The organism is Achromobacter sp. ACM03, from assembly GCF_014851665.1.
GTDB lineage: Bacteria > Pseudomonadota > Gammaproteobacteria > Burkholderiales > Burkholderiaceae_B > Achromobacter > Achromobacter aegrifaciens.
Window position 1 is genome coordinate 446444 of the sequence record NZ_JACVAD010000004.1, and the last position, 22906, is coordinate 469349.

The 22906-nt window shown below is 65.8% G+C and carries 22 protein-coding genes; 16 read left to right on the top strand and 6 right to left on the bottom strand.

The features are described from left to right. The first annotated feature begins 41 nt into the window (after positions 1–41). Positions 42–1238 carry an ABC transporter substrate-binding protein gene (locus IB257_RS21345; protein ID WP_054457651.1) on the top strand — a complete coding sequence of 399 codons (1197 nt, stop codon included), beginning with the start codon at positions 42–44 and terminating at the stop codon, positions 1236–1238. Between the two features lie 26 nt (positions 1239–1264). Here the strand turns inward: IB257_RS21345 and IB257_RS21350 are convergent, their stop codons facing one another. Further along, a complete protein-coding gene (locus tag IB257_RS21350) occupies positions 1265–2155 on the bottom strand; it encodes a LysR substrate-binding domain-containing protein (RefSeq protein WP_054457650.1) in 891 nt (296 codons plus the stop codon). A 192-nt stretch (positions 2156–2347) separates the two neighbouring features. Here IB257_RS21350 and IB257_RS21355 point away from each other — a divergent pair, with 192 nt between their 5' ends. The 11 genes from IB257_RS21355 to IB257_RS21405 all read left to right on the top strand — a co-directional run bounded on the left by IB257_RS21355 (position 2348) and on the right by IB257_RS21405 (position 15003). Beyond that, positions 2348–3817: an NAD-dependent succinate-semialdehyde dehydrogenase gene (locus tag IB257_RS21355; protein ID WP_175182025.1), complete on the top strand. Its 1470-nt coding sequence runs from the start codon at positions 2348–2350 to the stop codon at positions 3815–3817. 17 nt (positions 3818–3834) lie between these two features. Continuing rightward, complete coding sequence (locus tag IB257_RS21360; RefSeq protein WP_192492772.1) at positions 3835–5466, top strand: GMC family oxidoreductase; 1632 nt, start codon at positions 3835–3837, stop codon at positions 5464–5466. Between the two features lie 43 nt (positions 5467–5509). Next, on the top strand, positions 5510–6712 hold the full coding sequence (locus IB257_RS21365) for an ABC transporter substrate-binding protein (RefSeq protein ID WP_054457647.1): 1203 nt from the start codon (positions 5510–5512) through the stop codon (positions 6710–6712). 78 nt (positions 6713–6790) lie between these two features. Further along, positions 6791–7705, top strand: a complete 915-nt coding sequence (locus IB257_RS21370) for a branched-chain amino acid ABC transporter permease (RefSeq protein ID WP_082401234.1) — start codon at positions 6791–6793, stop codon at positions 7703–7705. Further along, positions 7702–9468, top strand: coding sequence for an ATP-binding cassette domain-containing protein (locus tag IB257_RS21375; protein WP_175213076.1), 1767 nt, complete (start codon positions 7702–7704; stop codon positions 9466–9468). Before IB257_RS21370 ends, IB257_RS21375 begins: the two co-directional genes overlap by 4 nt. A 9-nt stretch (positions 9469–9477) precedes the next feature. Beyond that, positions 9478–10200: an ABC transporter ATP-binding protein gene (locus tag IB257_RS21380; RefSeq protein WP_054457644.1), complete on the top strand. Its 723-nt coding sequence runs from the start codon at positions 9478–9480 to the stop codon at positions 10198–10200. A 10-nt stretch (positions 10201–10210) separates the two neighbouring features. Further along, complete coding sequence (locus IB257_RS21385; protein WP_054457643.1) at positions 10211–11401, top strand: CaiB/BaiF CoA-transferase family protein; 1191 nt, start codon at positions 10211–10213, stop codon at positions 11399–11401. Positions 11402–11412: 11 nt separating this feature from the next. Then, the gene (locus IB257_RS21390; protein ID WP_054457642.1) at positions 11413–12366 is read left to right on the top strand and encodes a hydroxymethylglutaryl-CoA lyase; all 954 of its coding nucleotides are present in this window, start codon (positions 11413–11415) and stop codon (positions 12364–12366) included. A gap of 70 nt (positions 12367–12436) precedes the next feature. Beyond that, complete coding sequence (otnI, locus tag IB257_RS21395) at positions 12437–13222, top strand: 2-oxo-tetronate isomerase (protein ID WP_192492773.1); 786 nt, start codon at positions 12437–12439, stop codon at positions 13220–13222. A gap of 112 nt (positions 13223–13334) precedes the next feature. After that, positions 13335–14315, top strand: a complete 981-nt coding sequence (locus tag IB257_RS21400) for a tripartite tricarboxylate transporter substrate binding protein (RefSeq protein WP_192492774.1) — start codon at positions 13335–13337, stop codon at positions 14313–14315. Positions 14316–14427: 112 nt separating this feature from the next. Further along, complete coding sequence (locus IB257_RS21405) at positions 14428–15003, top strand: hypothetical protein (protein WP_054457639.1); 576 nt, start codon at positions 14428–14430, stop codon at positions 15001–15003. 31 nt (positions 15004–15034) lie between these two features. On the opposite strand, the gene IB257_RS21410 is transcribed toward IB257_RS21405, so the two are convergent. Together IB257_RS21410 and IB257_RS21415 are read right to left on the bottom strand one after the other, a co-directional pair. After that, a complete protein-coding gene (locus tag IB257_RS21410) occupies positions 15035–15940 on the bottom strand; it encodes a DMT family transporter (protein WP_082401233.1) in 906 nt (301 codons plus the stop codon). Between the two features lie 43 nt (positions 15941–15983). Continuing rightward, on the bottom strand, positions 15984–16628 hold the full coding sequence (locus tag IB257_RS21415) for a LysE family translocator (protein ID WP_082401232.1): 645 nt from the start codon (positions 16626–16628) through the stop codon (positions 15984–15986). Between the two features lie 192 nt (positions 16629–16820). Between IB257_RS21415 and IB257_RS21420 the strand changes: the two genes are divergently transcribed. The 4 genes from IB257_RS21420 (at position 16821) to IB257_RS21435 (ending at position 19008) form a co-directional block, all read left to right on the top strand. Then, on the top strand, positions 16821–17282 hold the full coding sequence (locus tag IB257_RS21420; protein WP_175160880.1) for an Lrp/AsnC family transcriptional regulator: 462 nt from the start codon (positions 16821–16823) through the stop codon (positions 17280–17282). Between the two features lie 117 nt (positions 17283–17399). Continuing rightward, positions 17400–17927 carry a DUF4142 domain-containing protein gene (locus IB257_RS21425; protein WP_192492775.1) on the top strand — a complete coding sequence of 176 codons (528 nt, stop codon included), beginning with the start codon at positions 17400–17402 and terminating at the stop codon, positions 17925–17927. Further along, positions 17920–18294, top strand: a complete 375-nt coding sequence (locus IB257_RS21430; RefSeq protein WP_370540116.1) for a cupredoxin family copper-binding protein — start codon at positions 17920–17922, stop codon at positions 18292–18294. Before IB257_RS21425 ends, IB257_RS21430 begins: the two co-directional genes overlap by 8 nt. A 21-nt stretch (positions 18295–18315) precedes the next feature. After that, positions 18316–19008: an RNA polymerase sigma factor gene (locus IB257_RS21435; protein WP_192492777.1), complete on the top strand. Its 693-nt coding sequence runs from the start codon at positions 18316–18318 to the stop codon at positions 19006–19008. Between the two features lie 91 nt (positions 19009–19099). Here the strand turns inward: IB257_RS21435 and IB257_RS21440 are convergent, their stop codons facing one another. The 3 genes from IB257_RS21440 to IB257_RS21450 form a co-directional block, all read right to left on the bottom strand. Then, a complete protein-coding gene (locus IB257_RS21440; RefSeq protein ID WP_370540117.1) occupies positions 19100–21466 on the bottom strand; it encodes a copper-translocating P-type ATPase in 2367 nt (788 codons plus the stop codon). Positions 21467–21594: 128 nt separating this feature from the next. Then, entirely contained in the window at positions 21595–21990 is a 396-nt protein-coding gene (locus IB257_RS21445) for a hypothetical protein (protein ID WP_054457631.1), read from the bottom strand. 135 nt (positions 21991–22125) lie between these two features. After that, positions 22126–22893: a hypothetical protein gene (locus IB257_RS21450; protein ID WP_156337434.1), complete on the bottom strand. Its 768-nt coding sequence runs from the start codon at positions 22891–22893 to the stop codon at positions 22126–22128. Positions 22894–22906: the final 13 nt, after the last annotated feature.

Here is a 22906-nt window from a genome sequence, read left to right on the forward strand (position 1 = left end):
GCAAGTCGAAGCAGCATTACATCTAGTCAGGAGACAAAGTAATGAGTAAGCAGAAGCAGCTAATCCGCATTGCCTGCGCGGCGGCCTTCGTGGCCCTGGCGCCGGGCGCCTGGGCGCAGGCCGACATCAAGATTGGCTACAACAGCGATATGTCCGCCAGCGGCTCCGCCGACTTCGGCGTGTCGGCCCTCTCCGGGGCGCGGCAGGCCGCCGAGGAGATCAATGCGGCGGGCGGGGTGCTGGGCCGCAAGCTGGTCATCGTGCCGCGCGACGACGTGGGTTCGCCGCCCAAGTCGATCCAGAACACCAACGAACTCGTGGACAACGAGAAGGTCGTGGCAATGCTGGGTGGAGTGAACTCCGGCAATATGCTGGCCTGGCTGCACATCGTGCAGCAGAAGAAGGTGCCGACGATTTCGCCGTCGGCCACGGCCACGGAGATCACCAACCGCTATGGCAAGGAGCCGGCCAACTACGTCTTCCGCGTGTCCATGCGCGACCTGGACCAGATCACGCTCCTGGCGGCCTACGCCGCCAAGGCCACCAAGAACAAGAAGATCGCCATCATCGCCGACACCACCGGGTACGGGCAGCAGGGCGCCAAGGATGCGGCGCATGTGCTGAGCCTGTACGGCATCACGCCCGTGGCCAACGAGAAGTTCGGTCCCAAGGACACGGACATGTCGTCGCAGCTGAACAAGATCAAGGCCGCGGGCGCGGATACAGTCATCGTGTATGCGCTGGCTGACGCCAACGGCCACCTGATGCGCAGCCAGGAAAAGATCAATTACTTCCCGGTCACGCTCGGCTCCTGGGCCAACCTCAGTCCGCCGTTCTTGCGTATCGCGGGGCCGGAGCTGGCCAAGAAGATGATCTTCACCGCCTCCATCACCGAGGATTCCACGCCGCAATCGCGCGCGCTCTACGACGCCATCATCAAGAAGGACGGCAAGCTGCCGACATATGTGTTCGCGGCGCACGCTTATGACTCGGTCAAGATCCTGGCGGCGGCGATGACGCAGGCCAATTCCACCGACGGCGAGAAGGTGCAGCAGGCGCTGGACAAGCTGGGTAAGGTAGACGGCGTGATCAAGACCTACGCGCCGGCCTTCACCAAGGAAAACCACGAAGCGCTGTCGTACCGCGATTTTCGTCTGGTGCGCTGGATCGATGGCAAGGTGGTCACGGTCGACGACGAAGTCAGCCGCAGCATCAAGCCGGACGAACTCAAGCAGTAGGGTGGCAGGCAGGCGCCGGCCCGGGTTCAGGGCTGGCGCTTGCTCAGGTGGTTCACGAAGAGCTTGGCAGCCGTGGGCAGGGCGTCGAAGGAGCGCACGCAGATCTGGATCTGGCGCCGCGCCCAGGGTTCGGTCAGGGGAATGATGCGGATGTCGAACATGGCCGAGTAGCGGCGCGCGATGTCCAGCGGCAGCACGCCTATGCCCAGCCCCGAATTCACCATGAAGCACAGCGCGTCGAAGCCGGTGACCTGCACCTTGAGCTGGATGTTGCGCTTTTCATCGCTGGCGGCGTTGGACAGGATGCGGTTGATGGCGCTGCCGCGGTGCAAGCCGACGAAATCGTGTTCCAGCGCGTCGGCGAAGCGAAAGCCCGGCCTGTCCCGCAGGGGATGGTCGGCGGGCACCACCAGCGCCAGCGTGTCCTCGCGGTAGGGGTGGATTTCCACGTCGTGGTCTGGCGCGGTGCCGGAAAAGATGCCTACGTCGGCTGCGTTTTCGGCGACCGACTTGATGATGGTCGAGGTGATTTTCTCTTCCAGGTCGACCTGCACGTTGGGGTAGTCGTTCAGGAAGAGCTTGATGTCCTGGGGCAGGAACTGGGTGATCGCGGAAATATTGGCGTGCACCCGGATGAAGCCCCGCAGGCCGCGCGAGTAGTCGCGCATGTGGACCGAGATTTCATCCAGTTCGTGCAGGGCGCGCCGCGCCATGGTGGACAGCGCGACGCCGGCCGGCGTGGGACGGATGCCCTTGTTGGTGCGGATGAGCAGCCGGATCTTGAGGTTCTCTTCCAGCTCGCTGATCCGCTTGCTGATGGCGGCCGCGGCGATGTGCTCGTGTTCGGCCGCTGCGGCGATGGTGCCTTGCTCGACCACGCTGATGAAGAGCTTGAGGGAGGTGGGATCGAGACGCATGACGGGACGGGCGGGAAAGCGGACGAGAAGTTCCATTGTAGCCATGGGCAGGCTTGTCATCGCGGATGGTGATGGCGGCATCGCTAATGACTGCTGTTGCGCAGGCGGGCGCCAGGGCTATCCTCCCCAAAAAATTTCGCCCGGCCCCCCAGCGCGGACCGTGCGGAGCATGATGGATGGAGCGCGAGACAAATGAATCTGCAGAATAGCCAGCTGCTGCGGCAGCAGGCCTACATCGGCGGCGCCTGGTGCGACGCCGACAATGGCGCCACCATTACGGTGCGCAATCCCTTTGACGCCAGCGTGCTGGGTACGGTGCCTAATCTGGGCCAGGCCGAGACGGCCCGCGCCATCGCGGCCGCCGATGACGCCCTGCCGGCCTGGCGGGCCAGGACGGGCAAGGAGCGCGGCGCCATCCTGCGGAAATGGCATGCCCTGATCGAGGCGCACGCCGACGACCTGGCGCTGCTGCTGACGCTGGAGCAGGGCAAGCCGCTGGCCGAAGCCCGCGGCGAGCTGAATTACGCCTTGTCCTTCGTCGAATGGTTCGCGGAAGAAGCCAAGCGCGTGTATGGCGACGTGCTGCCCCATACCCGCGGCGACCAGCGCATGCTGGCCATCCGGCAACCCGTGGGCGTGTGCGCGGCGATCATCGCCTGGAACTTTCCCTCGGCCCTGGTCACGCGCAAGGTCAGTCCGGCGCTGGCCGCCGGTTGCACGGTGGTGCTCAAGCCGTCTGAGCTGACGCCGTTCACTGCGCTGGCGCTGGCCTGGCTGGGCGAGCAGGCCGGCATCCCGCCCGGCGTGCTCAACGTGGTCATCGGCGACCCCGCGCCCATCGGCACGGAGCTGACGCAGAACCCCACGGTGCGCAAGCTGACCTTCACGGGCTCCACCCAGACGGGCCGGCTGCTGATGCAGCAAAGCGCTTCCAACATCAAGAAGCTGTCGCTGGAACTGGGCGGCAACGCGCCCTTCATCGTGTTCGAGGACGCCGATCTGGACGAGGCCGTGCAAGGCCTGGTGCAGTCCAAGTTCCGCAACGCCGGCCAGACCTGCGTATGCGCCAACCGCGTCTACGTCCATGCCAGCGTCGCAGACGCCTTCAACGACAAGCTGCTGGCGGAAATGCGCCGCATGAAGGTGGGCGGCGGGCTGGAAGAAGGCGTTACGCAAGGACCGCTGATCGACCAGCGCGCGGTGGACAAGGTGGCCCGCCTGGTGGACGACGCCACGGCGCGCGGCGCGCGCCTCCTGGCGGGCGGCAAGCTGCGCGAGCCGGGCACGCTGCTGTATGAGCCGACCCTGCTGGCCGGCATCACGGATGCCATGGAGCTGGCGCACGAAGAGATCTTCGGCCCGGTGGTGGGCATCAGTACCTTCGAATCCGAAGCCGCCGTGCTGGCGCGCGCCAACGATAGCGCCTCGGGCCTGGCCGCCTATTTCTACACCGCCAACCTGGAGCGGGTCTGGCGCATGATGGAAGGGCTGGAATACGGCATTGTCGGCGTGAACACCGGCGCCGTGTCCAATGAGGTCGGCCCCTTCGGCGGCATCAAGGAGTCGGGCGTGGGCCGCGAGGGTTCCAAGTACGGCATCGAAGAGTTCCTGGAAATCAAGTACGTCTGCCTTGCCGGCAAGTCGTTCAACGCGATTCCCTGACGCCCGCGGATCCAGACATGAGCCAAGCACAGCCTTCCCTCCGCGACGCGGATCAGTTCGACTATGTGATCGTGGGATCCGGCGCGGCCGGCTCCATCCTGGCCAACCGCCTGAGCGCGGACGGCTCGACGGTCTGCGTGCTGGAGGCCGGCCCGCCGGACCGCAGTCCCTACCTGCACATACCCGCCGGCTTCATCAAGGCGGTCTTCAACAAGAAGTACGCCTGGCAGTTCTCCAGCGAAGGCACGGCACAGACCAACGGACGGCGCGTGCCGATTCCGCAGGGCCGAACCTTGGGCGGGTCTACTTCCATCAACGGCCTGGTCTACAACCGCGGTCAGGCGGCCGACTTCGACCACTGGGCCGCGCTGGGCAATACCGGCTGGTCCTATGACGAGGTGCTGCCGTACTTCAAGTCCATGGAACGGCGCGTGGGCGGCGACGACCGCTACCGCGGCCGCAAGGGCGAACTGCCGGTCACGGACATAGACTGGATCCACCCGCTGTGCGAGGCCTTCATCGCCGGCGCGGTGGAACAGGGCATCCCGCGCAACCCCGACTACAACGGCGCGGATCAGGCCGGCGTGGGCTACTTCCAGCGCACCATCGACCGCGGCTGGCGCATGAGCACGGCCAAGTGCTTCCTCAAGCCCGCCATGGGCCGCAAGAACCTGGAAGTGCGTACCTACGCGCAGGCAACCCGCATCCTGTTCGATGGCGGCAAGGCTGCTGGCGTGGCCTATTGCCACCCGGCCCACCCTTCGCAGGTCCGCGCGGTGCGCGCGCGCCGCGAAGTGATCGTGTCCTGCGGCGCGATCAACACGCCCAAGCTGCTGCAGCTGTCGGGCCTGGGACCGGCGGACCTGCTGCGCCAGCACAACATCGACGTGGTGTGCGACCTGCCGGGCGTGGGGGAAAACCTGAGCGACCACTATTCGGTGCGGGTCGTGGCGCGCGTGAAGAACAGCCAGACCATGAACCAGCTGGTCAAGGGCCTGAGCCTGGCCGGCCAGATCAGCCGCTGGATGATGAAGCGTCCCAGCATCATGGCGCTGAGCCCGTCGCTGCTGCATTACTTCTGGAAGTCCACGCCTGACCTCGCCTTGCCTGACCTGCAGGGCGTGTTCACGCCCGCCAGCTACAAGGAAGGCTATGTGGGCATGCTGGATGACTTCCCCGGCATGACCGCGGGCGTCTGGCAGCACCGGCCCGAGAGCCGCGGCCAGGTGCGCATCCGTTCGGCGGACCCGCTGCAGGACCCCGTGATCCTGGCCAACTACCTCGAAAACGAGCGCGACCAGATGACGCTGGTACGCGGCATCCGATTGGCGCGTCAGCTGCTGCGTTCGCAGGCGCTTTCGCAGTATTTCGACAGCGAAGTGCTGCCCGGTCCGCTGTGCGAATCCGATTCCGAATTGCTGGACTTCGCGCGCCGCTATGGCGTGTCGTCGTATCACGTCAACGGCACTGCCCGCATGGGCCAGGCCGATGACAAGTACGCAGTGGTCGACCCGCAGTTGCGGGTGCACGGCGTGGGCAATCTGCGCGTCATCGATTCCTCGGTGATGCCGGCCATGCCGTCGGCCAACATCTGCGCGGCCACGATGATGATCGGCAACAAGGCCGCCGACCTCATCAAACAACCCTGAATTGCCAATCAGCGGTCACCAGAGTGATCCAGAAGGAGACAAGATGTACTTCAAGCATTTCCCCAAGACCATGAAGTCCCTGCTGCTGGCGGCGGCGCTGGCGGGCGCCAGCGGCGCCGCGCTGGCCGACGACATCAAGATCGGCTTCAACAGCGACATGTCGGCCACCGGCTCGGCGGACTTCGGCATTTCCGCGCTGGCCGGCGCGCGCCAGGCGGCCGATGAGCTGAACGCGGCTGGCGGCGTGCTGGGCAAGAAGGTCGTCATCGTCGAGCGCGATGATGTTGGCGCGCCGCCCAAGGCCATCCAGAACACCAACGAACTGGTCGACAACGTCAAGGTCAACGCCATGCTGGGCGGAGTCAACTCCGGCAACATGCTGGCCTGGCTGCATCTGGTGCAGCAGAAGAAGATTCCGACGATCTCGCCCGTGGCCACCGCCACCGACATCACCGGCCGCTACGCCAAGTCGCCCGCCAACTACGTGTTCCGCGTGTCCATGCGCGACCGCGACCAGATCGCGCTGCTGGCGGCCTACGCCGCCCGCGCCAGCAAGAACGGCAAGGTCGCCATCATCGCCGACACCACCGGCTACGGCCAGCAAGGCGCCAAGGATGCGGTCGAGATCCTGGCGCTGCACAAGATCACGCCCGTGGCCAACGAGAAGTTCGGTCCCAAGGACACGGACATGTCGTCGCAGCTGAACAAGATCAAGAGTTCGGGCGCCGACACGCTGATCGTCTACGCGCTGGCGGATTCCAACGCGCACGTCATGCGCAGCCTCGAGAAGATCAGCTACTTCCCGACCACGCTGGCTTCCTGGGCCAACCTGAGCTCGCCGTTCCTGCGCATCGCGGGTCCCGAGCTGGCCAGCAAGATGATCTTCACGGCTTCGATCACCGAAGACTCCTCGCCCGAGTCCAAGGCGCTGTATGACACGCTGATGAAGCGCGACGGCCGCGTGCCGACCTACGTCATGGCCGCGCAGGCCTATGACTCGGTCAAGCTCATTGCCGCCGCCATGGAGCAGGCCAAGTCGACCGAAGGCGAAGCCGTGCAAGCCGCGCTGCAGAACCTTGCGCAGGCCAAGGGCGTCATCAAGACCTACGAGAAGCCGTTCACAGCGGAAAGCCACGAAGCCCTGTCGGTGAAGGACTTCCGCCTGGTGCGCTGGATCGACGGCAAGGTGGTGTCGGTGGATGACGAATACACCCGCGCCATCAAGCCGGAAGACCTGAAGCTGTAAGAAGGCGCGGCAACGAGAAAGATCTCTCCCCGGTGCGCGGAGGCGCGCCGGGGAGTCGTCAATAGGGGGGCATCCAGCATGCAAATACTACAAGCCATCTTGAGCGGGCTGGCCATGGGCAGCGTCTATGCCCTGGTCGCGTTCGGGTTCAGCATCACGTACACCACGACCAAGACCTTCAACTTCGGACAGGGCGCATTCCTGGCGCTGGCCGGCCTGATCGGCATCAGCGCCATCCTGCTGGTCAGCCAGGGCAAGCTGATCGGTTTTCCGAATCCGGAGGACGTAACCTGGGGCACGTTCCTGTTCGCCCTGCTGGCCGCCATGCTGGTCCTGAGCCTGCTGGGCTACGTGCTCTACATCACCGCCATCCGCCACTTCGTGGGCGAGGCGGGGCTGTCCTGGGTGATGAGCACCATCGGCTTTGGCATCATCATCCAGAACCTGGCGCTGCTGGTCTGGGGCCCGGCGCCCATCGCGGTGGCGTCGCCGCTGGGCGAGGGCATCATCACGGTCCTGGGTACCGGCGTGCGGCCGCAGGAAATCCTGGTGTTCGGCACCACGCTGGCGCTGATGATCGTGTTCGACTGGGCCTTGCACAAGACCAAGATGGGCAAGGCGGTGCGCGCGGTGGCGTTCAGCAAGACCGCCGCCAGCCTGATGGGCATCAATGCCAACGCGGTTGCGATTGCCGTGTTCGCGATCAGTTCGGCGCTGGCCGCGATCGCCGGCGTCATGGTCGCGCCGATTGCCACCGCCTCGGTGTTCGTGGGCACGCTGCTGTCGCTCAAGGCCTTTTCGGCCGCAATCCTGGGCGGGCTGGAGAATCCGCGCGGCTGCATTTTTGGCGGCTTTCTGATCGGGCTGCTGGAATCGCTGATCGGCCTCTGGTATTCGAACCTGCGCGAGATCGCGGTGTTCGCGCTGATCATCGTGGTGCTGTATTTCCGCCCGGCCGGCATCCTCGGTCGCGTGCATGCGGAGAAAGTATGAAGCTCTCCAAAATCCTCATTCCGCTGGTCATCGCGGCGCTTGCCATCGGCTACGCCTATTCGGGCCTGAATGACTTCTATCTGCTGATCCTGTTCAACATCGGGGTCTATTACATCGCTGCCACCGGCTTCAACATCCTGGTCGGCCAGACCGGGCAGAAGTCGCTGGGCCATGCCGGCCTGTTCGGCGTCGGCGCCTACACGGTGGCTCTCCTGACCGTGAACTACCAGGTCGATCCCTGGCTGGCGCTGGGCTGCGCCGCGGTTGTTTCAGCGGTTTTCGGCGTGGTGATCGCCATTCCGGCGCTGAAGGTCAAGGGGCCGAGCCTGGCGATGGTGACCATCGCCTTTGGCCTTCTGATCGAAAAGATCGTGTCCGAATGGACCGACGTGTTCAAGGGCCAGGAAGGCTTCTACGGCATCACCGGCCTGACCTTCGGCGGCGCCACGCTGGACAGCCGCCAATGGGTGGTGGTGGTCGTGGTGCTGGGCCTGGCGCTGCACGCCATGACCTCGCTGCTGTTGAACGGCCGTTTCGGCCGCGGCTTCGCCGCGGTGCGCACGTCCGAGATTGCGGCGGAGAGCGTGGGCATCAGCGTTTACCGCTTCAAGATCCTGGCCTTCGCCATCAGCGCCATCACCTGCGGCATCGCGGGCGGCCTGGTGGCGCAGCAGAACCAGTACATCAATTCGGACTTCGTCAATTTCAACCTGTCGGTGTTCTTCCTGGTGCTGGTGCTGTTCGGCGGCCGCACGCCGGGGGGCTCTTTCCTGGGCGCGGTGGTGCTGACGGTGATCGACGCCATGCTGGCGCGCTGGCCGGAAGTGCAGCATTTCGCCTATGGTCTGATCCTGCTGTTCGCGCTGTACGCCATGCCGGAAGGCCTGGCGGGCCTGCTGGCCAAGGTGCTGCCCAAGCGCGGCCAGCGCGAGGCGCTGGCTGCCGAGGCGGGCGCCGCCGACTGGACGCCGGCGCCTCCTGCCGACCGCGGCGGCGCGGCGTCCGGCTTCCTGGAAGTGAAGGACCTGTACAAGGCCTTCGGCGGCGTGGTGCCTACCAACAAGGTGTCGTTCTCGCTGGAGCGCGGTTCCGTCGTGTCGCTGATCGGCCCCAATGGCGCCGGCAAGACCACCACCCTGAACCTGCTGTCGGGCCTGGTGGTGCCGGACGCCGGCAGCATCCGCTTCAAGAACCGCCAGATGGTCGGCTTGTCGCCCAATGAGATCGCTGCGTCCGGCATCGGCCGCACGTTCCAGAACCTGAAGCTGTTCGACGGGCTGAGCGCGCTGGAGAACGTGATGGTGGGCTTCTACCGGGTGCAGAAGTCCAGCTTCTTCTCCAACCTGCTGGGCTTGCCCGGCAGCCTGGCCGAAGAGCGGCGCATCCGCCGCCAGGCCTATGCCATTCTCCGGTTTTTCGAGCTGGATCGCTACGCGGACGATGCCGCCAACAGCCTGCCTTACGGCCTGCAGCGCCGCCTGGAAATCGCCCGCGCGGTGGCGGCCATGCCGGACCTGCTGTTGCTGGACGAGCCTGCCGCAGGCCTGAATCCTGCGGAAACCGACCAGCTTACGGACCTGATCGTGAAGCTCAAGAACATGGGCCTGACCATCCTGCTGATCGAGCACCACATGGATCTGGTCATGGCCATTTCCGACCATATCGTGGTGCTGGACTACGGCGTGAAGATCGCTTCGGGCCTGCCGAACCACATCCAGGAGAATCCGAAAGTCATCGAAGCCTACCTGGGCGCGCCGGCATAGGAGACCGCAATGAGCCGTTTACTGGACATCAAGAACCTGGCGGTCAGCTATGGCGCCGTCAATGCCCTGAAGCAGGTGTCGCTGCATGTGGACACGAACGAGATCGTGACCATCATCGGTGGCAACGGCGCGGGCAAGAGCACCATGATGCGCGCGCTGTCGGGCATCGAAAAATCCACTGGCGACATCGCGTTCGCCGGGCAGGATCTGGGCGGGATCAGCGCGCACAAGCGGGTGGGGCTGGGTATCGCCCACGTGCCGGAAGGGCGCCAGGTGTTCCCCGACCAGACCGTCTACGACAACCTGATGCTGGGCGCGTTCCTGCGCAAGGAATCGCCCGCTGAACTGGCTGCGGAGATCGAGCAGTGCTTTGCGATGTTCCCGCGCCTGAAGGAGCGCCGCGCGCAATACGCGGGCACGCTTTCTGGCGGCGAACAGCAGATGCTGGCCATCTGCCGCGCCTTGATGAGCAAGCCGCGCATCCTGATGCTGGACGAGCCCTCGCTCGGACTGGCGCCGCTGATCGTGGCCGAGATCTTCAAGATCATCAAGTCGCTGAAAGAGCGCGGCATGACGATCCTGCTGGTCGAACAGATGGCCAACCAGGCGTTGGCGATCTCCGACCGCGCATATGTCCTGGAAGTGGGCTCCATCGTGATGGAGGGCACGGGCCAGGAGTTGTTGGCCAGCGAGCGCGTGCGCGAGGCCTATCTGGGCAAACACAAGAGCTGACGAGGCAATCATGTCATCCAAACCATTGAGCGGGATCCGAGTGCTGGAGTTGGGCCAGCTGATCGCCGGACCGTTCGCCGCCAAGATGCTGGGCGAATTCGGCGCCGAGGTCATCAAGATCGAACCGCCCGGCAAGGGCGATCCGCTACGCAACTGGCGCCTGATCCACGACGGCACTTCCGTCTGGTGGCAAGTGCAGTCGCGCAACAAGAAGTCGGTCAGCCTGGACCTGCGCAAGCCCGAGGCGCAGGACCTGATCCGGTCCCTGGTCAAGGACATCGACGTGGTGGTCGAGAACTTCAAGCCCGGCACCATGGAAGGCTGGGGCCTGGGCTGGGAAGAACTGCGCGCCATCAACCCGCGGCTGGTGATGCTGCGCGTGTCCGGCTACGGCCAGACGGGTCCGTACCGCGATCTGCCCGGGTTCGGCGCCATCGGCGAGGCCATGGGCGGCCTGCGCCACCTCAGCGGCGAGCCTGACCGCACGCCGGTGCGCGTGGGCGTGTCCATCGGCGATTCGCTGTCGGCGTTGCACGGCGTCATCGGCATCCTGCTGGCGCTGCGCGCGCGCGACCAGAATGGCACGGGTCAGATGATCGATGTGGCGCTGTATGAATCCGTCTTCAACATGATGGAGAGCCTGCTGCCTGAGTATTCGGTGTTCGGCGAGATCCGCCAGCCGGCCGGCAGCAGCCTGCCGGGCATCGCGCCCAGCAACGCCTACCGCTGCCAGGACAACAAGTACGTGCTGATCGCCGGCAATGGCGACAGCATCTTCAAGCGCCTGATGGGCGTGATCGGCCGGCCCGATCTGGCCGATGCGCCGGAACTGGCGAACAACGCCGGGCGCGTGAAGCACGTGGTCATGCTTGACGACGCGATTTCGCAATGGACCGGCCAGCATCCGCTGGACCTGGTGCTGGAGCGCTTGAATGACGGCCAGATTCCCGCGGGCAAGATCTATGACGTGGCCGATATCGCGGCCGACCCGCACTACCAGGCGCGCGGCATGATCCTGGACGGCACGCTGCCTGACGGCACGCCCGTGCAGGTGCCGGGCATCGTGCCCAAGCTGTCGGAAACCCCGGGCGAAGTGCGCAGCCCGGCGCCCGCCCTGGGCCAGGACACCGACCAGGTGCTGGCCGGGCTGGGCATAGGCGAGGCGCAGCGCCAGGACTGGCGCGCGCGCGGCATCATCTGAGGAAGGCAGCCATGAATGTGACCAACCCCGGAACCACTGCCAGCCGCCCGCGGCTGTACATCCAGGAAGTCGCGCCGCGCGACGGCTTCCAGAACGAAAAGCAGTTCATCGAAACCCAGGACAAGATTGCCTTCATCAACCGGCTGTCCGCCAGCGGATTCGCCAAGATCGAGGCCACGTCCTTTACCTCGCCCAAGGCCATTCCCGCCTTGCGCGACGCCGAGATCGTGATGCACGAGATCGAGCGCAATCCGGACGTCGTCTACACCGTGCTGGTGCCCAATGTGCGCGGCGCGCAGCGGGCGCTGGAGTGCAAGGTGGACGAGGTCAACCTGGTGATGTCGGTCAGCGAGACCCATAACCGCGCCAACCTGCGCATGACGCGGGAGCAGTCGTTCGAGCAATTGAGCGATGTGGTCAATGCGGTGCGCGGCAGCCGCGTCGCCATCAACGTGTCGCTGTCCACCGTGTTCGGCTGCCCGATGGAAGGCGACATCAATGCTTTCGAGGTGTTCGAACTGGTGGGACGCTTCGCGGCGCTGGGGGTGGACGGGGTGACGCTATGCGACACCACCGGCATGGCCTATCCCACGCAGGTCGGCAAAATCGGGCGCGAGGTCCGCAAGCTGTTCCCGGGACTGACCACCACCATGCACTTCCACAATACGCGCGGCATGGCGCTGGCCAATACGCTGATGGCCATCGAGGCCGGCATCGACCGCTTCGACGCATCGCTGGGCGGATTGGGCGGCTGCCCGTACGCGCCGGGGGCCAGCGGCAACGTCTGCACCGAGGAACTGGTGCACATGCTGGAACTGATGGGCTACGACACCGGCGTGGACCTGGACGCCATACTTGGCGTATCGGCGACCTTGCCCGCGCTGGTGGGGCACGACATCCCCAGCCAGCTGCTCAAGGCGGGACCGCGGCTGACCCTGCACCCGGCACCCGACTTCGGCGCCTAGCGCTGCGGCGATGGCGGGGCGGGCGGTTGTGCTAATTTCCATGCATGCCGCCCGGTCCGGAGCCTCCGCCATGTTGAAGTTCGCCGCCAATCTTTCGATGATGTACACGGAACACGCGTTCCTGGACCGCTACGCGGCCGCTGCGGCGGACGGGTACGCCGGCGTGGAATGCATATTTCCCTACGAGGCTCCGGCCGCCTTCGTGCGCGAACGCATGGACGCAGCCGGCGTGACGCAGGTGCTCTTCAACGCGCCGCCCGGCGTGGCCGCCCGCGGCGATCGCGGACTGGCCGCGCAACCGGGACGGCAGGCGGAATTCCAGGCGGGCATCGAACAGGCGCTGTCCTACGCTACGGCGCTGGCCTGCCCGAATCTCCATGTGATGGCGGGCCTGGTCCAACCCGGCGCATCGCGCGAGGCCATGCTGGATTGCTATCGCGAGAACCTGGACTGGGCCGCGCGCCAGGCGCGTTCGGCGGGCGTCACCGTGTTGATCGAACCCATCAATTCCCGCGACATACCCGGCTATTTCCTGAACCGCCAGGACGAGGCGCATGCCGTGGTGCAGGCGGTCAATGCGTCCAACCTGAAAGTGCAGATGGATCTCTACCACTGCCAGATCGTCGAGGGCGACCTCACCATGAAGCTGCGCGAATACCTGCCCACGGGGCGGGTCGGCCATCTGCAGATCGCCGGCGTGCCGCTGCGCCAGGAGCCTGACCGTGGCGAACTGGACTATGGCTGGGTGTTCAATGTGCTGCGCGAACTGGAATACGGCGGCTGGATAGGCTGCGAGTACCGGCCGGCCGCCGGCACGTCGGCCGGCTTGCGCTGGCTTGCCGCCGCGCGCACCTGACGCCGGTCCTGATGCTTGGACTGCGGGTTTTTCCTGTGATGTGCGCCAGCGTCCTGCGTCCGATAATAAATCATTAATATGTTAAATAAATAGGCAGGCGAGGAGAGCGCACATGTTCAAAGGCATACTGCATCGCGCCTTGCTGGCGGCGGCGCTGGCAGGGGCTGCAATCGTCCCGAGCCAGGCTGCGGCGGCCGGGTTTCCCGATCATCCGATCCGCTGGCTGGTGCCGTTCAGCGCGGGCGGGGGTAGCGACATCGCCACCCGCATCGTCGCCAAGCACGTGGGCGACGCGCTGGGCCAGCCGGTGGTGGTGGAAAACCGTCCGGGCGCGGCCACCATCGTCGCCGCCCAGGAAACCGCCCGCGCCGCGCCTGACGGCTACACCCTGCTGACGGCGGGGATGAGCACCCTGGCGCTGAACCCCTGGCTGTATCAGAAGCTGCCCTACGATCCAGGGAAGGACCTGACCCCCGTTTCCACGCTCGTGTCGCTGCCCATCGTGCTGGTGGTGTCGCCCGATACCCAGATGCATACGCTGGCCGACGTGAAGGCATACCTCAAGCGCGACAAACCGGGCAGCTATGCGTCCCTGGGCGTGGGCAGCCCCCATCACCTGGCCATGGAGCTGTTCCTGGATACCGTCCAGGGCCGCGCCACGGCCATTCCCTACAAGGGCACGCCGCCCGCCCTGCAGGACGTGGCGTCCGGCGTGGTGCCGATGATGATGGCCGATCTGGCCGCCGCCCGCCCGCTGATCCAGGCGGGCAAGCTGCGCGCCATCGCGGTGCCGGCCGCGCAGCGCTCCGGGCAATTGCCCCAGGTGCCGACCTTCGCCGAGGCGGGTGGCCCGGCATTCGAGGCTGCTGCCTGGCAGGGCGTGGTGGCGCCCGCGGGCACGCCGGCGCCGGTGGTGGAGAAACTCAGCCGGGCCATCGAGCAGGCCTTGCGTTCGCCAGAGGTGGCCGAGCAATTGAAGCTGCAGGGCATGGAGCCCACGGGCAGCACGCCGCAGGCCTTCGCGGACTATGCGCGCAAGGAATACGAGCGTTGGGGCGCGGTGATCCGGAGCAAGAACATTTCCGCCAACTGACGGCGGACGGTAACAGCCGCCGCAAGGTGTAACCGGCGCGTTCGCGCCCGCGCCGCGGGCGTACGATAAAGACACGTATATCCTGCCCGGCAGCCCGGGCAAGGAGCACATCATGTCTCTGATCGTAGCAGCCCGGTTCGAGGGTTTCGAAGCGGCGAACGCCGCGGCCGAGCGCCTGTCCGCCAGCGGTTTTCCAGACTGGGACATCAATACCTTCTACGTCAATCCGGCCGGCGAGCACGGCCGCTACCCCTTGGGCGGCGACCGCCGTTCCGACCCGGACTCGGGACGCGCCGATATCGGCGCTTTTCTGGGGGCGGGCGGGGTGGGCGCAGGTTTCGCGGTGTTTGGCGGGTTCGTGATGTCCGAGATCAGCGATTCCACGCCACTGATCCTGGCCGCGGCCGGGGTCGGCGCCTATCTGGGATCGCTCTTCGGCGCGCTTTGGGTGACGGGCCACGGCAGCACCCAGCATGGCCACTTCAATCCTGATTCCCATGCCGAGATCCGGCAGGCCGGCGTGATGGTTGCCGTGCGCACGCGGCCGCAGCGCGAAATGCTGGCGTGCCGCATCCTGCGCGATGCCGGCGGCGCGGACGTGGAACACGCCAACGGCCGCTGGCGCAATAACCACTGGGAAGACTTCGATCCGCTGGCGCCGCCCCGCCGCGAGATCGGATTCGGCTGAAGCGGCCTCGGGCGGCGGCGCGCGTCCGCGCTCAGTCCGGCGCGGGCGTGGGGGCGGTGTTTTGCCGGCGGGCGGTCGCCGCGCAGCCCGCGGAAGCGACGATGATCCCGCAGATGGCCAGCCATTGCGTTTGCGACAGCTGCTCGTTCAGTACGATCACGCCGGCCAGCGCGCCCATGGCGGGCTCCATGCTGAGCAGCACGCCGAAGGTCTTTTGCGGCAGGCGCCGCAACGCCACCATTTCCAGCGAATAGGGCAAGGCGCTGGATAGCACGCCCACCGCGATGCCGGCCAGGATCAGGGTCGGATCCAGCAGGGCGGCGCCGGCATGCGCTGCACCTATGGGCAGCGCCACCAGCGTCGCCGCGGTCAGCCCAAGCGACGTGGCCTGTCCGCCATGCACGTTGCCGGCCATCTTGCCGAAGATGATGTAGAGCGCCCAGCACACCGCCGCACCCAGCGCAAAGGCGATGCCGACCGGATCCAGGTCATGCACCGATTGCCCCGTGGGAATCAGCAGCACCAGGCCGGCGATGGCGCAGCCGATCCAGACGAAGTCGATGGCGCGGCGCGACAGCGCCACCGCCAGGGTCAACGGGCCGATGAATTCGATGGCAATGGCCACGCCCAGAGGCAGCGTGCGCAAGGCCATGTAGAACAGCAGGTTCATGCAGGCCAGCGTCACGCCATACAGCGCGATCTTGGCTGCCGCCTGGCGCGTCAGCGGAAAGCGCCACGGGCGCCAGATCGCCACCAGGATCAGCGCGCCGATGGCGATGCGGTAGGCAGTCGTGCCCTGCGCGCCGACCATCGGGAAGAGGGACTTGGCGAACGAGGTGCCGACGCATAGCGAGGCCATCGCGCCGATCAACGACAGGATGGGGAGCAGGGTGGAGGACGACGCGTTGCGTCCGGTATTCAGGGTTGCGGCGGTCATGGCGATGGCGGAAAAGCGGAATGCGTAGGGAACGGCGGCAGGTTCAGGGCGTCAGGTGTGCGGCGGTGGAGTAAAGCACATACAGCGCCAGCCCAAGCATGACGGCGCCAAGCAGGCCTTGCTGCATGCGCAGGAACCAGGGATTGCGCCCCACCCAGCCGCGGATGCGCGAGGCGCCGTAGGCAAAGAAACTGCCGTAGGGCAGGCTCAACACTTTCATCGTCACGCCCAGCACCAGCATCTGCACCCAGACCGGCCCGTTGTCCGGCGTGGTGAACTGCGGCAGGAAGGCGATCATGAACAGCAACACCTTGGGGTTCAGCAGATTGGTCGTGAATCCTTGCCAGAAGGCGTCGCGCGCATCCCCGGGGCGTGCGGCCAGCGATACGTCGGCCGAGCGCGCGCAGCGGACGATGGCCTTGATGCCCAGGTAGCCCAGGTACAGGCCGCCAGCTGCCTTGATGCCCATGAACAGCGACGGAAACGCCTGCAGCACCGAGGCCAGGCCCAGCACCACCGCCGGCACCTGGATGAATCCGGCGGCGACGTTGCCCAGGACACTGTGGAAGGCGGGCCGGAAGCCCTGCGTCATGCCTCGGGACAGGGTCAGCGCCATGTCGGGGCCGGGCGTGAGCTTGAGCGCCGCGTCGGCGGCGAGGAACAGCAGGAAAAGCTGGAGTGACGGCATGATACGAGGGGCGGACGTACCCGCGGCGCGGGCAGAGGGCTCTCAGTGTAAGCAAGCCTGCTGAATAATTCCTGCATCGCGGGACGCGGAAATGAAGTTTCCCGTCAAAATGGGGCCGGATTCCGGCGCGACCGGGCTTAGAATCTGTTGGCGAGCCCTTTCCAGCCCGTTTCCAGCCGTTCCGAGACCCTTATGGAACTAGACGATTTCGACCTCCAGATCCTGCAAAGCCTGCAGGAAGACAACCAGCGCACCAGCCAGGAAGTCGCGCAGCGCGTGAACCTGTCGCCGGTTTCCTGCCTGCGCCGCATGAAGCGGCTGCGCGAATCCAAGGTGGTGCTGGGTGACGTTTCCGTGGTCGATCCCGCCGCCGTGGGCCGCGGCATCATGATGGTCGTGCTGGTGACGCTGGAGAGCGAACGCGCCGACAAGCTCGACCAGTTCAAGCGCGCCATGCAGTCCGCGCCGGAAATCATGCAGTGTCTGTCGGTGACGGGCGAGGTGGACTTCGTCCTGACCATCACCATGCGCGACATGGCCGAATACGAGGCCTTCGCCCAGCGCAATTTCTGGGGCAATCCCAACGTCAAGCGCTTTTCCACGCTGGTGGTGCTGAACCGCGCCAAGTACGGCTTGGCGGTGCCGGTGGGCTGATTTCCCCGTATGTTTTCTGCGCCGGAACGCGGCGCGTTTTCGCGACATCCAACCCCATAAGCAGGCAAGATTCCTGGCCATTCCGGCCGCGCCTGCATCCAGGGTTTGGGGGATGAGATGAAAGCGATTCAAGCAAGATGGTTCTATGCGCTGGCCCTGGTGAGCTGCGGGGTATTTGCCCATGGCAACGGGCCGACGGATCCGCAGATCGCGGCGATCGTGGTGGTGGCCAACCAGGTCGACATCGACGCCGGCAAGCTGGCGCAGGATAAAACCGGCAACAAGGATGTCCGCGAGTTCGCCACGCTGATGGTGACCGACCATGCCGCCGTCAACAAGTCGGCCGACGAACTGGTGCAGAAGCTGAAGGTCACCCCCGAACCGAACCCGACCAGCGACAGCCTGCAGCAGGGCGGCGACAAGAACCTTGCCGCGCTCAAGGGCAGGAACGGCGCCGCGTTCGACAAGGCTTATGTGGACCACGAAGTGGCCTATCACGAGGCGGTGATCCAGGCGCTGGACACGACCCTGATTCCGGGCGCCCACAACGCGGAGTTGAAGGCCTTGCTGGTCAAGGTGCGGCCCGCGTTCATCGCGCACCTGGAGCATGCCAAATCCCTGCAAAAGAGGCTCAACGGTGGCTGAAAGAACGACCCCCGGTGCGCGCGGGTCCGCACGCGCAAGCCTGGCCGCGCTGGCCGCGGCCGTGCTGCTGCTGGGCGGGTCGGCCGCCGCCCAGCAGAACCCGCCCGGCACCCAGCTGGCCGAACACGTGGTGACCATCGAAGGGATGCAGTTCACGCCCGCCGAGTTGACCGTCAAGCGGGGCGACAAGGTGACGTGGATCAACAAGGACCTGGTCCCGCATACCGCCACCGCCGTTTCCAAGGCGTTCGACTCAGGGCTTATCGCCGCCGGCGCCTCCTGGACCTACACTGCGCGTGAGGAGGGCAGCAGCGCCTATGTCTGCCTGTTCCATCCGACGATGCAGGGCACCTTGATTGCGCAATGACGCATGGCGGAGGTCACACTCATGACTGCACTTGCGGCGCTGGCGGCACCGCCTACCGAGGATGAAGACCTGGCGCTCGCGCATCGCATCGCGGCGGGCGAGCAGACCGCGTTCGAATTGATGATGCGGCGGCACAACCGGCGGCTCTACCGCCTGGCGCGCGCCACCCTGCGCAACGATGCCGACGCCGAAGATGCCTTGCAGGAAGCCTACCTGGCAGCCTATCGGAACATGGCCGCGTTCCGCGGCGAGTCGACGCTGTACACCTGGCTGACACGGCTCTTGCTCAACGAATGCTACGGCCGGCTGCGCAAGCACAGCCGCCGCGAGGCGCTGTTGCCCATCGCCGACGACATCGAGAAAGAGGTTGATGCGATGACCATCAACGACTTCAACCCGCCTTACCACGCCGCTGCCCGAGCCGAGCTCAGGGGCCTGCTCGAAGCGCGGCTGGACGCCTTGCCGGTCTCGTTCCGGACCGTGTTCGTGCTGCGCTCGGTCGAGGAACTGTCCGTCGAGGAAACGGCGCACTGCCTGGGCATTCCCGAGGCCACCGTCCGCAGCCGCCACTTTCGCGCCAACGCACTGCTGCGCGAAGCGCTGGTGCGGGATGTGGGGGTGATGGAGAAGAGTCTGTTTGAGTTCGATGGGGATGATTGCGACAGGGTGGTGGCGGGGACGCTGGCGCGGTTGGGTGAGTGTTCCAAAAGCTAGGTAAATTTTGATAAGTACCGACTTGTTGGAACAACTCGTAGGCGCGGACGAACGACGTCAAGTAAAGAGATTTCCCTGCAGTGTGGGGCGCTTATTTTTCGCCCCGCAACCTTAGCGCATTGAATATCACCGAGGCCGAACTCAGGCTCATCGCCAGCGCCGCGATCATCGGCGACAGCAGCCAACCCGTGAACGGATACAGGACGCCCGCCGCTATCGGCACGCCGATGCCGTTGTAGACAAAGGCGAACATCAGGTTCTGCCGCATGTTGCGCACGGTGTCGATCGAGATCTGGCGCGAGGCGGCGATCCCGCGCAGGTCGCCCTTGACCAGGGTCACCTGGCCGCTGTTCATGGCTACATCGGTGCCCGTGCCCATGGCCACGCCCACGTCGGCGCGCGCCAGCGCGGGGGCGTCGTTGATGCCGTCGCCCGCCATCGCCACCACGTGGCCGTCCTTCTGCAGTTTTTCCACCAGCGCCAGCTTGTCGGCCGGCTTGACCTCGCCGTGCACCTCGTCGATGCGCAGCGCGGCGCCGACGGCGCGGGCGGTGGTCAGGCCGTCGCCTGTCGCCATCACGATGCGCAGGCCGCTGTCGTGCAGGTTCTGGATGGCTTCATGCGTGCTGGGCTTGATCGGGTCGGTCACCGCCAGGATGCCGGCGAACTGGCCGTCCACGGCCAAATGCATGATGCTGGCGCCTTCGCCGCGCAGGCGCTCGCCGTCCGCGCGCAGCGCGTCCACCCGCACGCCTTCCTGGTCCATCAGGGCGGTGTTGCCCAGCGCCAGGCGCTTGCCTTCCACCGTGCCGCGCACGCCTATGCCGCTGCCGGAATCGAAGTCCTCGGCCTTGGCCAGCGCCAGGCCCTGGGCGCGCGCCGCGCTGACGATGGCGTCGGCCAGCGGGTGTTCGCTGCCCTGGTCCAGGCTGGCCGCCAGGCGCAGCACTTCGTCGGGCGTATATCCGGGGACGGCGATGGCGGTGTCGAAGGCTGGCTTGCCTTCGGTGAGCGTTCCGGTCTTGTCCACGATCAGCGTGTCCACCTCGCGCATTTTCTCGATCGCGCCAGCGTCGCGGAACAGCACGCCCTGCGCCGCGGCGCGGCCCGTGGCCACCATGACCGACATGGGCGTGGCCAGCCCCAGCGCGCAGGGGCAGGCGATGATCAGCACCGCGACCGCGTTGATCAGGCCGTACACCCAGCTAGGCTCCGGCCCGAAAAAGCCCCACACCAGCAGCGTGGAGATCGCCACCAGCACCACGGCAATGACGAACTTGCCCGCCACCACGTCCGCCATGCGCTGCATGGGCGCCTTGGAGCGCTGGGCGTTGGCGACCATCTGCACGATCTGCGCCAGCATGGTGGCCGCGCCGACCTTTTCCGATCGCATCACCAGGGTGCCGCTGGTGTTGAGGGTGGCGCCGATCAGCTTGTCGTTCTCGCGCTTGCTGACGGGCACGGGCTCGCCGGTAAGCATGGACTCGTCCACGGCGCTGCGGCCTTCGGTGACGACGCCGTCCACCGGGATCTTCTCGCCGGGCCGCACGCGCAGCAGGTCGCCCACATGCACATGGTTCAGCGGCACGTCTTCCTCGCTGCCGTCAGCGTTGATACGCCGCGCCGTCTTGGGCGCCAGGCCGAGCAAGGCCTTGATCGCGGCGGACGTCTGCGAACGCGCCTTCAGCTCCAGGATCTGTCCCAGCATGGTCAGCGAAATGATGACCACGGCGGCTTCGAAGTACACCGCCACGCGGCCCATCGATACAAAGGAATCCGGGAACACGCCCGGCGCCAGCGTGGCGACCACGCTGTAGATGAAAGCCGCCGCCGTGCCCAGGCTGATCAAGGTCCACATGTTCGGGCTGCGATGCACAAGGGATTGCCAGCCGCGCACGAAGAAGGGCCAACCCGTCCAGAACACCACCGGCAGGGATAGCGCCAGCTCCAGCCAGCTCTGGGTCGCCATGTCGAACCAGCCCAGACGATGGCCGAACATGGCCATCACGGCGACGATGAGGGGCAGGGGCAACGTCCACCAGAAGCGGCGCTGGAAGTCCTTGAGTTCGCTGTTGTCTTCCTCGTCCAGCGGGATGAGCGGTTCGAGCGTCATGCCGCATTTGGGGCAGTTCCCGGGGTGATCCTGGCGGATCTCCGGGTGCATGGGGCAGGTGTAGATCGTGCCCGCGGGGACATCGGTGGGGGCCTCGGCGGGCGCGGCTGGGAGCGCGGTGGCATCGTCGTGGCCCGCGTGGCGCTTGCCGTGATCATGATGCTGGTGCGCATCATGGCCGCCGTATGCATGCGCAGCCTGATCCTCTGGCTGTCCCTGCGGCACCAGATGCATCTGGCACTTCGGACAGCGTCCCGGATGGTCCTGGCGGATTTCCGGGTGCATGGGACACACGTAGAGCGTGCCGTCTTTCGATGCCGCGTCGCCGTGACGAGAGTGATTCATACCCATCCCTTTCGAGTACTGGTGTGATCCTTCGTGCGCCTATTATGCCCAGGCTGGGGTGTTTGCGGCGCAACCGCTGGCCGCAGTGGTATCGCCGCGGAGCCGGCCGCAGCGATGGCCCATGGCGATCAGCCCTTGGCCGCCGGGGAAGTCGCGGGTTCCGCCGCCGAGGGTGCATCACCCGCCGGGTTCATCATTGATCCCATCATCTGGCGGCAACCTTGCATGTCGGCGCCATTGGCGGGCATGGACTTCATGTGGGCGGCCATCAAGGCCTGGAGCTCTTCGGGCGTCTGGGCGGCGGCCATTTTCTGGTGCATGCCGTTCATGGCCTGCATGTGCGCCTCCATGTTCTTCATCATGCCGGCGTCCGGCGCCATTTGCGGCTTCGTGGCTGATTCGCCCGCCGCAGGCGACGCGGGATGATGCGTGGCATGGTCGCCGTTCCCCGCCTGCGCGTGGGCCGCGCCGAGCAATCCCAGGCTCAACGCGCACGCGCTGAACAAGGTGGTCAGGGTCTTCATGGTCAGCTCCTTTCTGTGGTCTGGAAGTGCATTAACTCCAGTTTGGAGTGCTGACCGGGGCGAGGAGGTTACGCGCGGATTACTTTTTTGTAATGTTGCGGGGCAGGCGGGCGTACATCCGACACGATGTGGCGGTCATTGGTTATCAGGCCATCGCGTAAAAATCGCATCCTGCTCCAGCGCGCGCTTGCGCCAAGCATTGAGCAGGTCGGCCAAAGCTTCGTGGGTCAGCCCGTAAGTTTCACCCAGGCTGGAATTGCGGCCGACGAAATGCTTGTTGAGCCCGGCAGTGCCGCTGCGTTCGACCGCAGCATCGTCGAAGACAATCAGCTTGGGCACCGCGCGGCTGGCTCTGATCACGTTGAACTCGCTGGTGTCTTGCCAGCGTATTGTCCTGCCGTTCCACACCTGTCGCGCTTGAAAGCCGTCGCGCCCCAGGCGCAGGCCGATGTCGTCCTTGGCGGCGCGCACCAGCAGCATGACCGCGCCGAGCAGAAAGAATGCGGCGCCCGGCCAGAGGATCAATTGCTTGAGAGGCGGCAGCGATTCCTGCAGCAGCATCCACAGGATCACGCCACCGAAGCCCGCGGACAGCAGCGAGAACGCCAGCAGCTTGCCTTTCGCGGCCTTGAGTTCCAGGGGGCCTGGGTACCGCGCCAGCAGTGTTGCGGCCGAGCGCGAGTCGCGCTGCAGCAGTTGCGGCCAGATCTGCAGGACGGCAGTCGCGGCGCAGACGCCGAAGAACAGCGTGACGGGAATGCCTGCATCGGCGCCGTCCCGGATCATTTGCGAGCCCAGGTAGACGAACGTCAGGCTGATCGCCAGGCAGACATAGAAGAGCAGATTCGCGAGCCGTCGACTGGGCTGGCGCTGTGCAGATGGGGTGGCGGGCGGCTGTGTCATGGAAGCTGAGTGT

What these genes read in the sequence shown, in the direction of transcription:
- IB257_RS21345 (WP_054457651.1), top strand. Translation starts at nt 42, where the DNA reads ATGAGTAAGCAGAAGCAGCTAATCCGCATTGCCTGCGCGGCGGCCTTC.
- IB257_RS21350 (WP_054457650.1), bottom strand. Translation starts at nt 2,155, where the DNA reads ATGCGTCTCGATCCCACCTCCCTCAAGCTCTTCATCAGCGTGGTCGAG.
- IB257_RS21355 (WP_175182025.1), top strand. Translation starts at nt 2,348, where the DNA reads ATGAATCTGCAGAATAGCCAGCTGCTGCGGCAGCAGGCCTACATCGGC.
- IB257_RS21360 (WP_192492772.1), top strand. Translation starts at nt 3,835, where the DNA reads ATGAGCCAAGCACAGCCTTCCCTCCGCGACGCGGATCAGTTCGACTAT.
- IB257_RS21365 (WP_054457647.1), top strand. Translation starts at nt 5,510, where the DNA reads ATGTACTTCAAGCATTTCCCCAAGACCATGAAGTCCCTGCTGCTGGCG.
- IB257_RS21370 (WP_082401234.1), top strand. Translation starts at nt 6,791, where the DNA reads ATGCAAATACTACAAGCCATCTTGAGCGGGCTGGCCATGGGCAGCGTC.
- IB257_RS21375 (WP_175213076.1), top strand. Translation starts at nt 7,702, where the DNA reads ATGAAGCTCTCCAAAATCCTCATTCCGCTGGTCATCGCGGCGCTTGCC.
- IB257_RS21380 (WP_054457644.1), top strand. Translation starts at nt 9,478, where the DNA reads ATGAGCCGTTTACTGGACATCAAGAACCTGGCGGTCAGCTATGGCGCC.
- IB257_RS21385 (WP_054457643.1), top strand. Translation starts at nt 10,211, where the DNA reads ATGTCATCCAAACCATTGAGCGGGATCCGAGTGCTGGAGTTGGGCCAG.
- IB257_RS21390 (WP_054457642.1), top strand. Translation starts at nt 11,413, where the DNA reads ATGAATGTGACCAACCCCGGAACCACTGCCAGCCGCCCGCGGCTGTAC.
- otnI (WP_192492773.1), top strand. Translation starts at nt 12,437, where the DNA reads ATGTTGAAGTTCGCCGCCAATCTTTCGATGATGTACACGGAACACGCG.
- IB257_RS21400 (WP_192492774.1), top strand. Translation starts at nt 13,335, where the DNA reads ATGTTCAAAGGCATACTGCATCGCGCCTTGCTGGCGGCGGCGCTGGCA.
- IB257_RS21405 (WP_054457639.1), top strand. Translation starts at nt 14,428, where the DNA reads ATGTCTCTGATCGTAGCAGCCCGGTTCGAGGGTTTCGAAGCGGCGAAC.
- IB257_RS21410 (WP_082401233.1), bottom strand. Translation starts at nt 15,940, where the DNA reads ATGACCGCCGCAACCCTGAATACCGGACGCAACGCGTCGTCCTCCACC.
- IB257_RS21415 (WP_082401232.1), bottom strand. Translation starts at nt 16,628, where the DNA reads ATGCCGTCACTCCAGCTTTTCCTGCTGTTCCTCGCCGCCGACGCGGCG.
- IB257_RS21420 (WP_175160880.1), top strand. Translation starts at nt 16,821, where the DNA reads ATGGAACTAGACGATTTCGACCTCCAGATCCTGCAAAGCCTGCAGGAA.
- IB257_RS21425 (WP_192492775.1), top strand. Translation starts at nt 17,400, where the DNA reads ATGAAAGCGATTCAAGCAAGATGGTTCTATGCGCTGGCCCTGGTGAGC.
- IB257_RS21435 (WP_192492777.1), top strand. Translation starts at nt 18,316, where the DNA reads ATGACTGCACTTGCGGCGCTGGCGGCACCGCCTACCGAGGATGAAGAC.
- IB257_RS21440 (WP_370540117.1), bottom strand. Translation starts at nt 21,466, where the DNA reads ATGAATCACTCTCGTCACGGCGACGCGGCATCGAAAGACGGCACGCTC.
- IB257_RS21445 (WP_054457631.1), bottom strand. Translation starts at nt 21,990, where the DNA reads ATGAAGACCCTGACCACCTTGTTCAGCGCGTGCGCGTTGAGCCTGGGA.
- IB257_RS21450 (WP_156337434.1), bottom strand. Translation starts at nt 22,893, where the DNA reads ATGACACAGCCGCCCGCCACCCCATCTGCACAGCGCCAGCCCAGTCGA.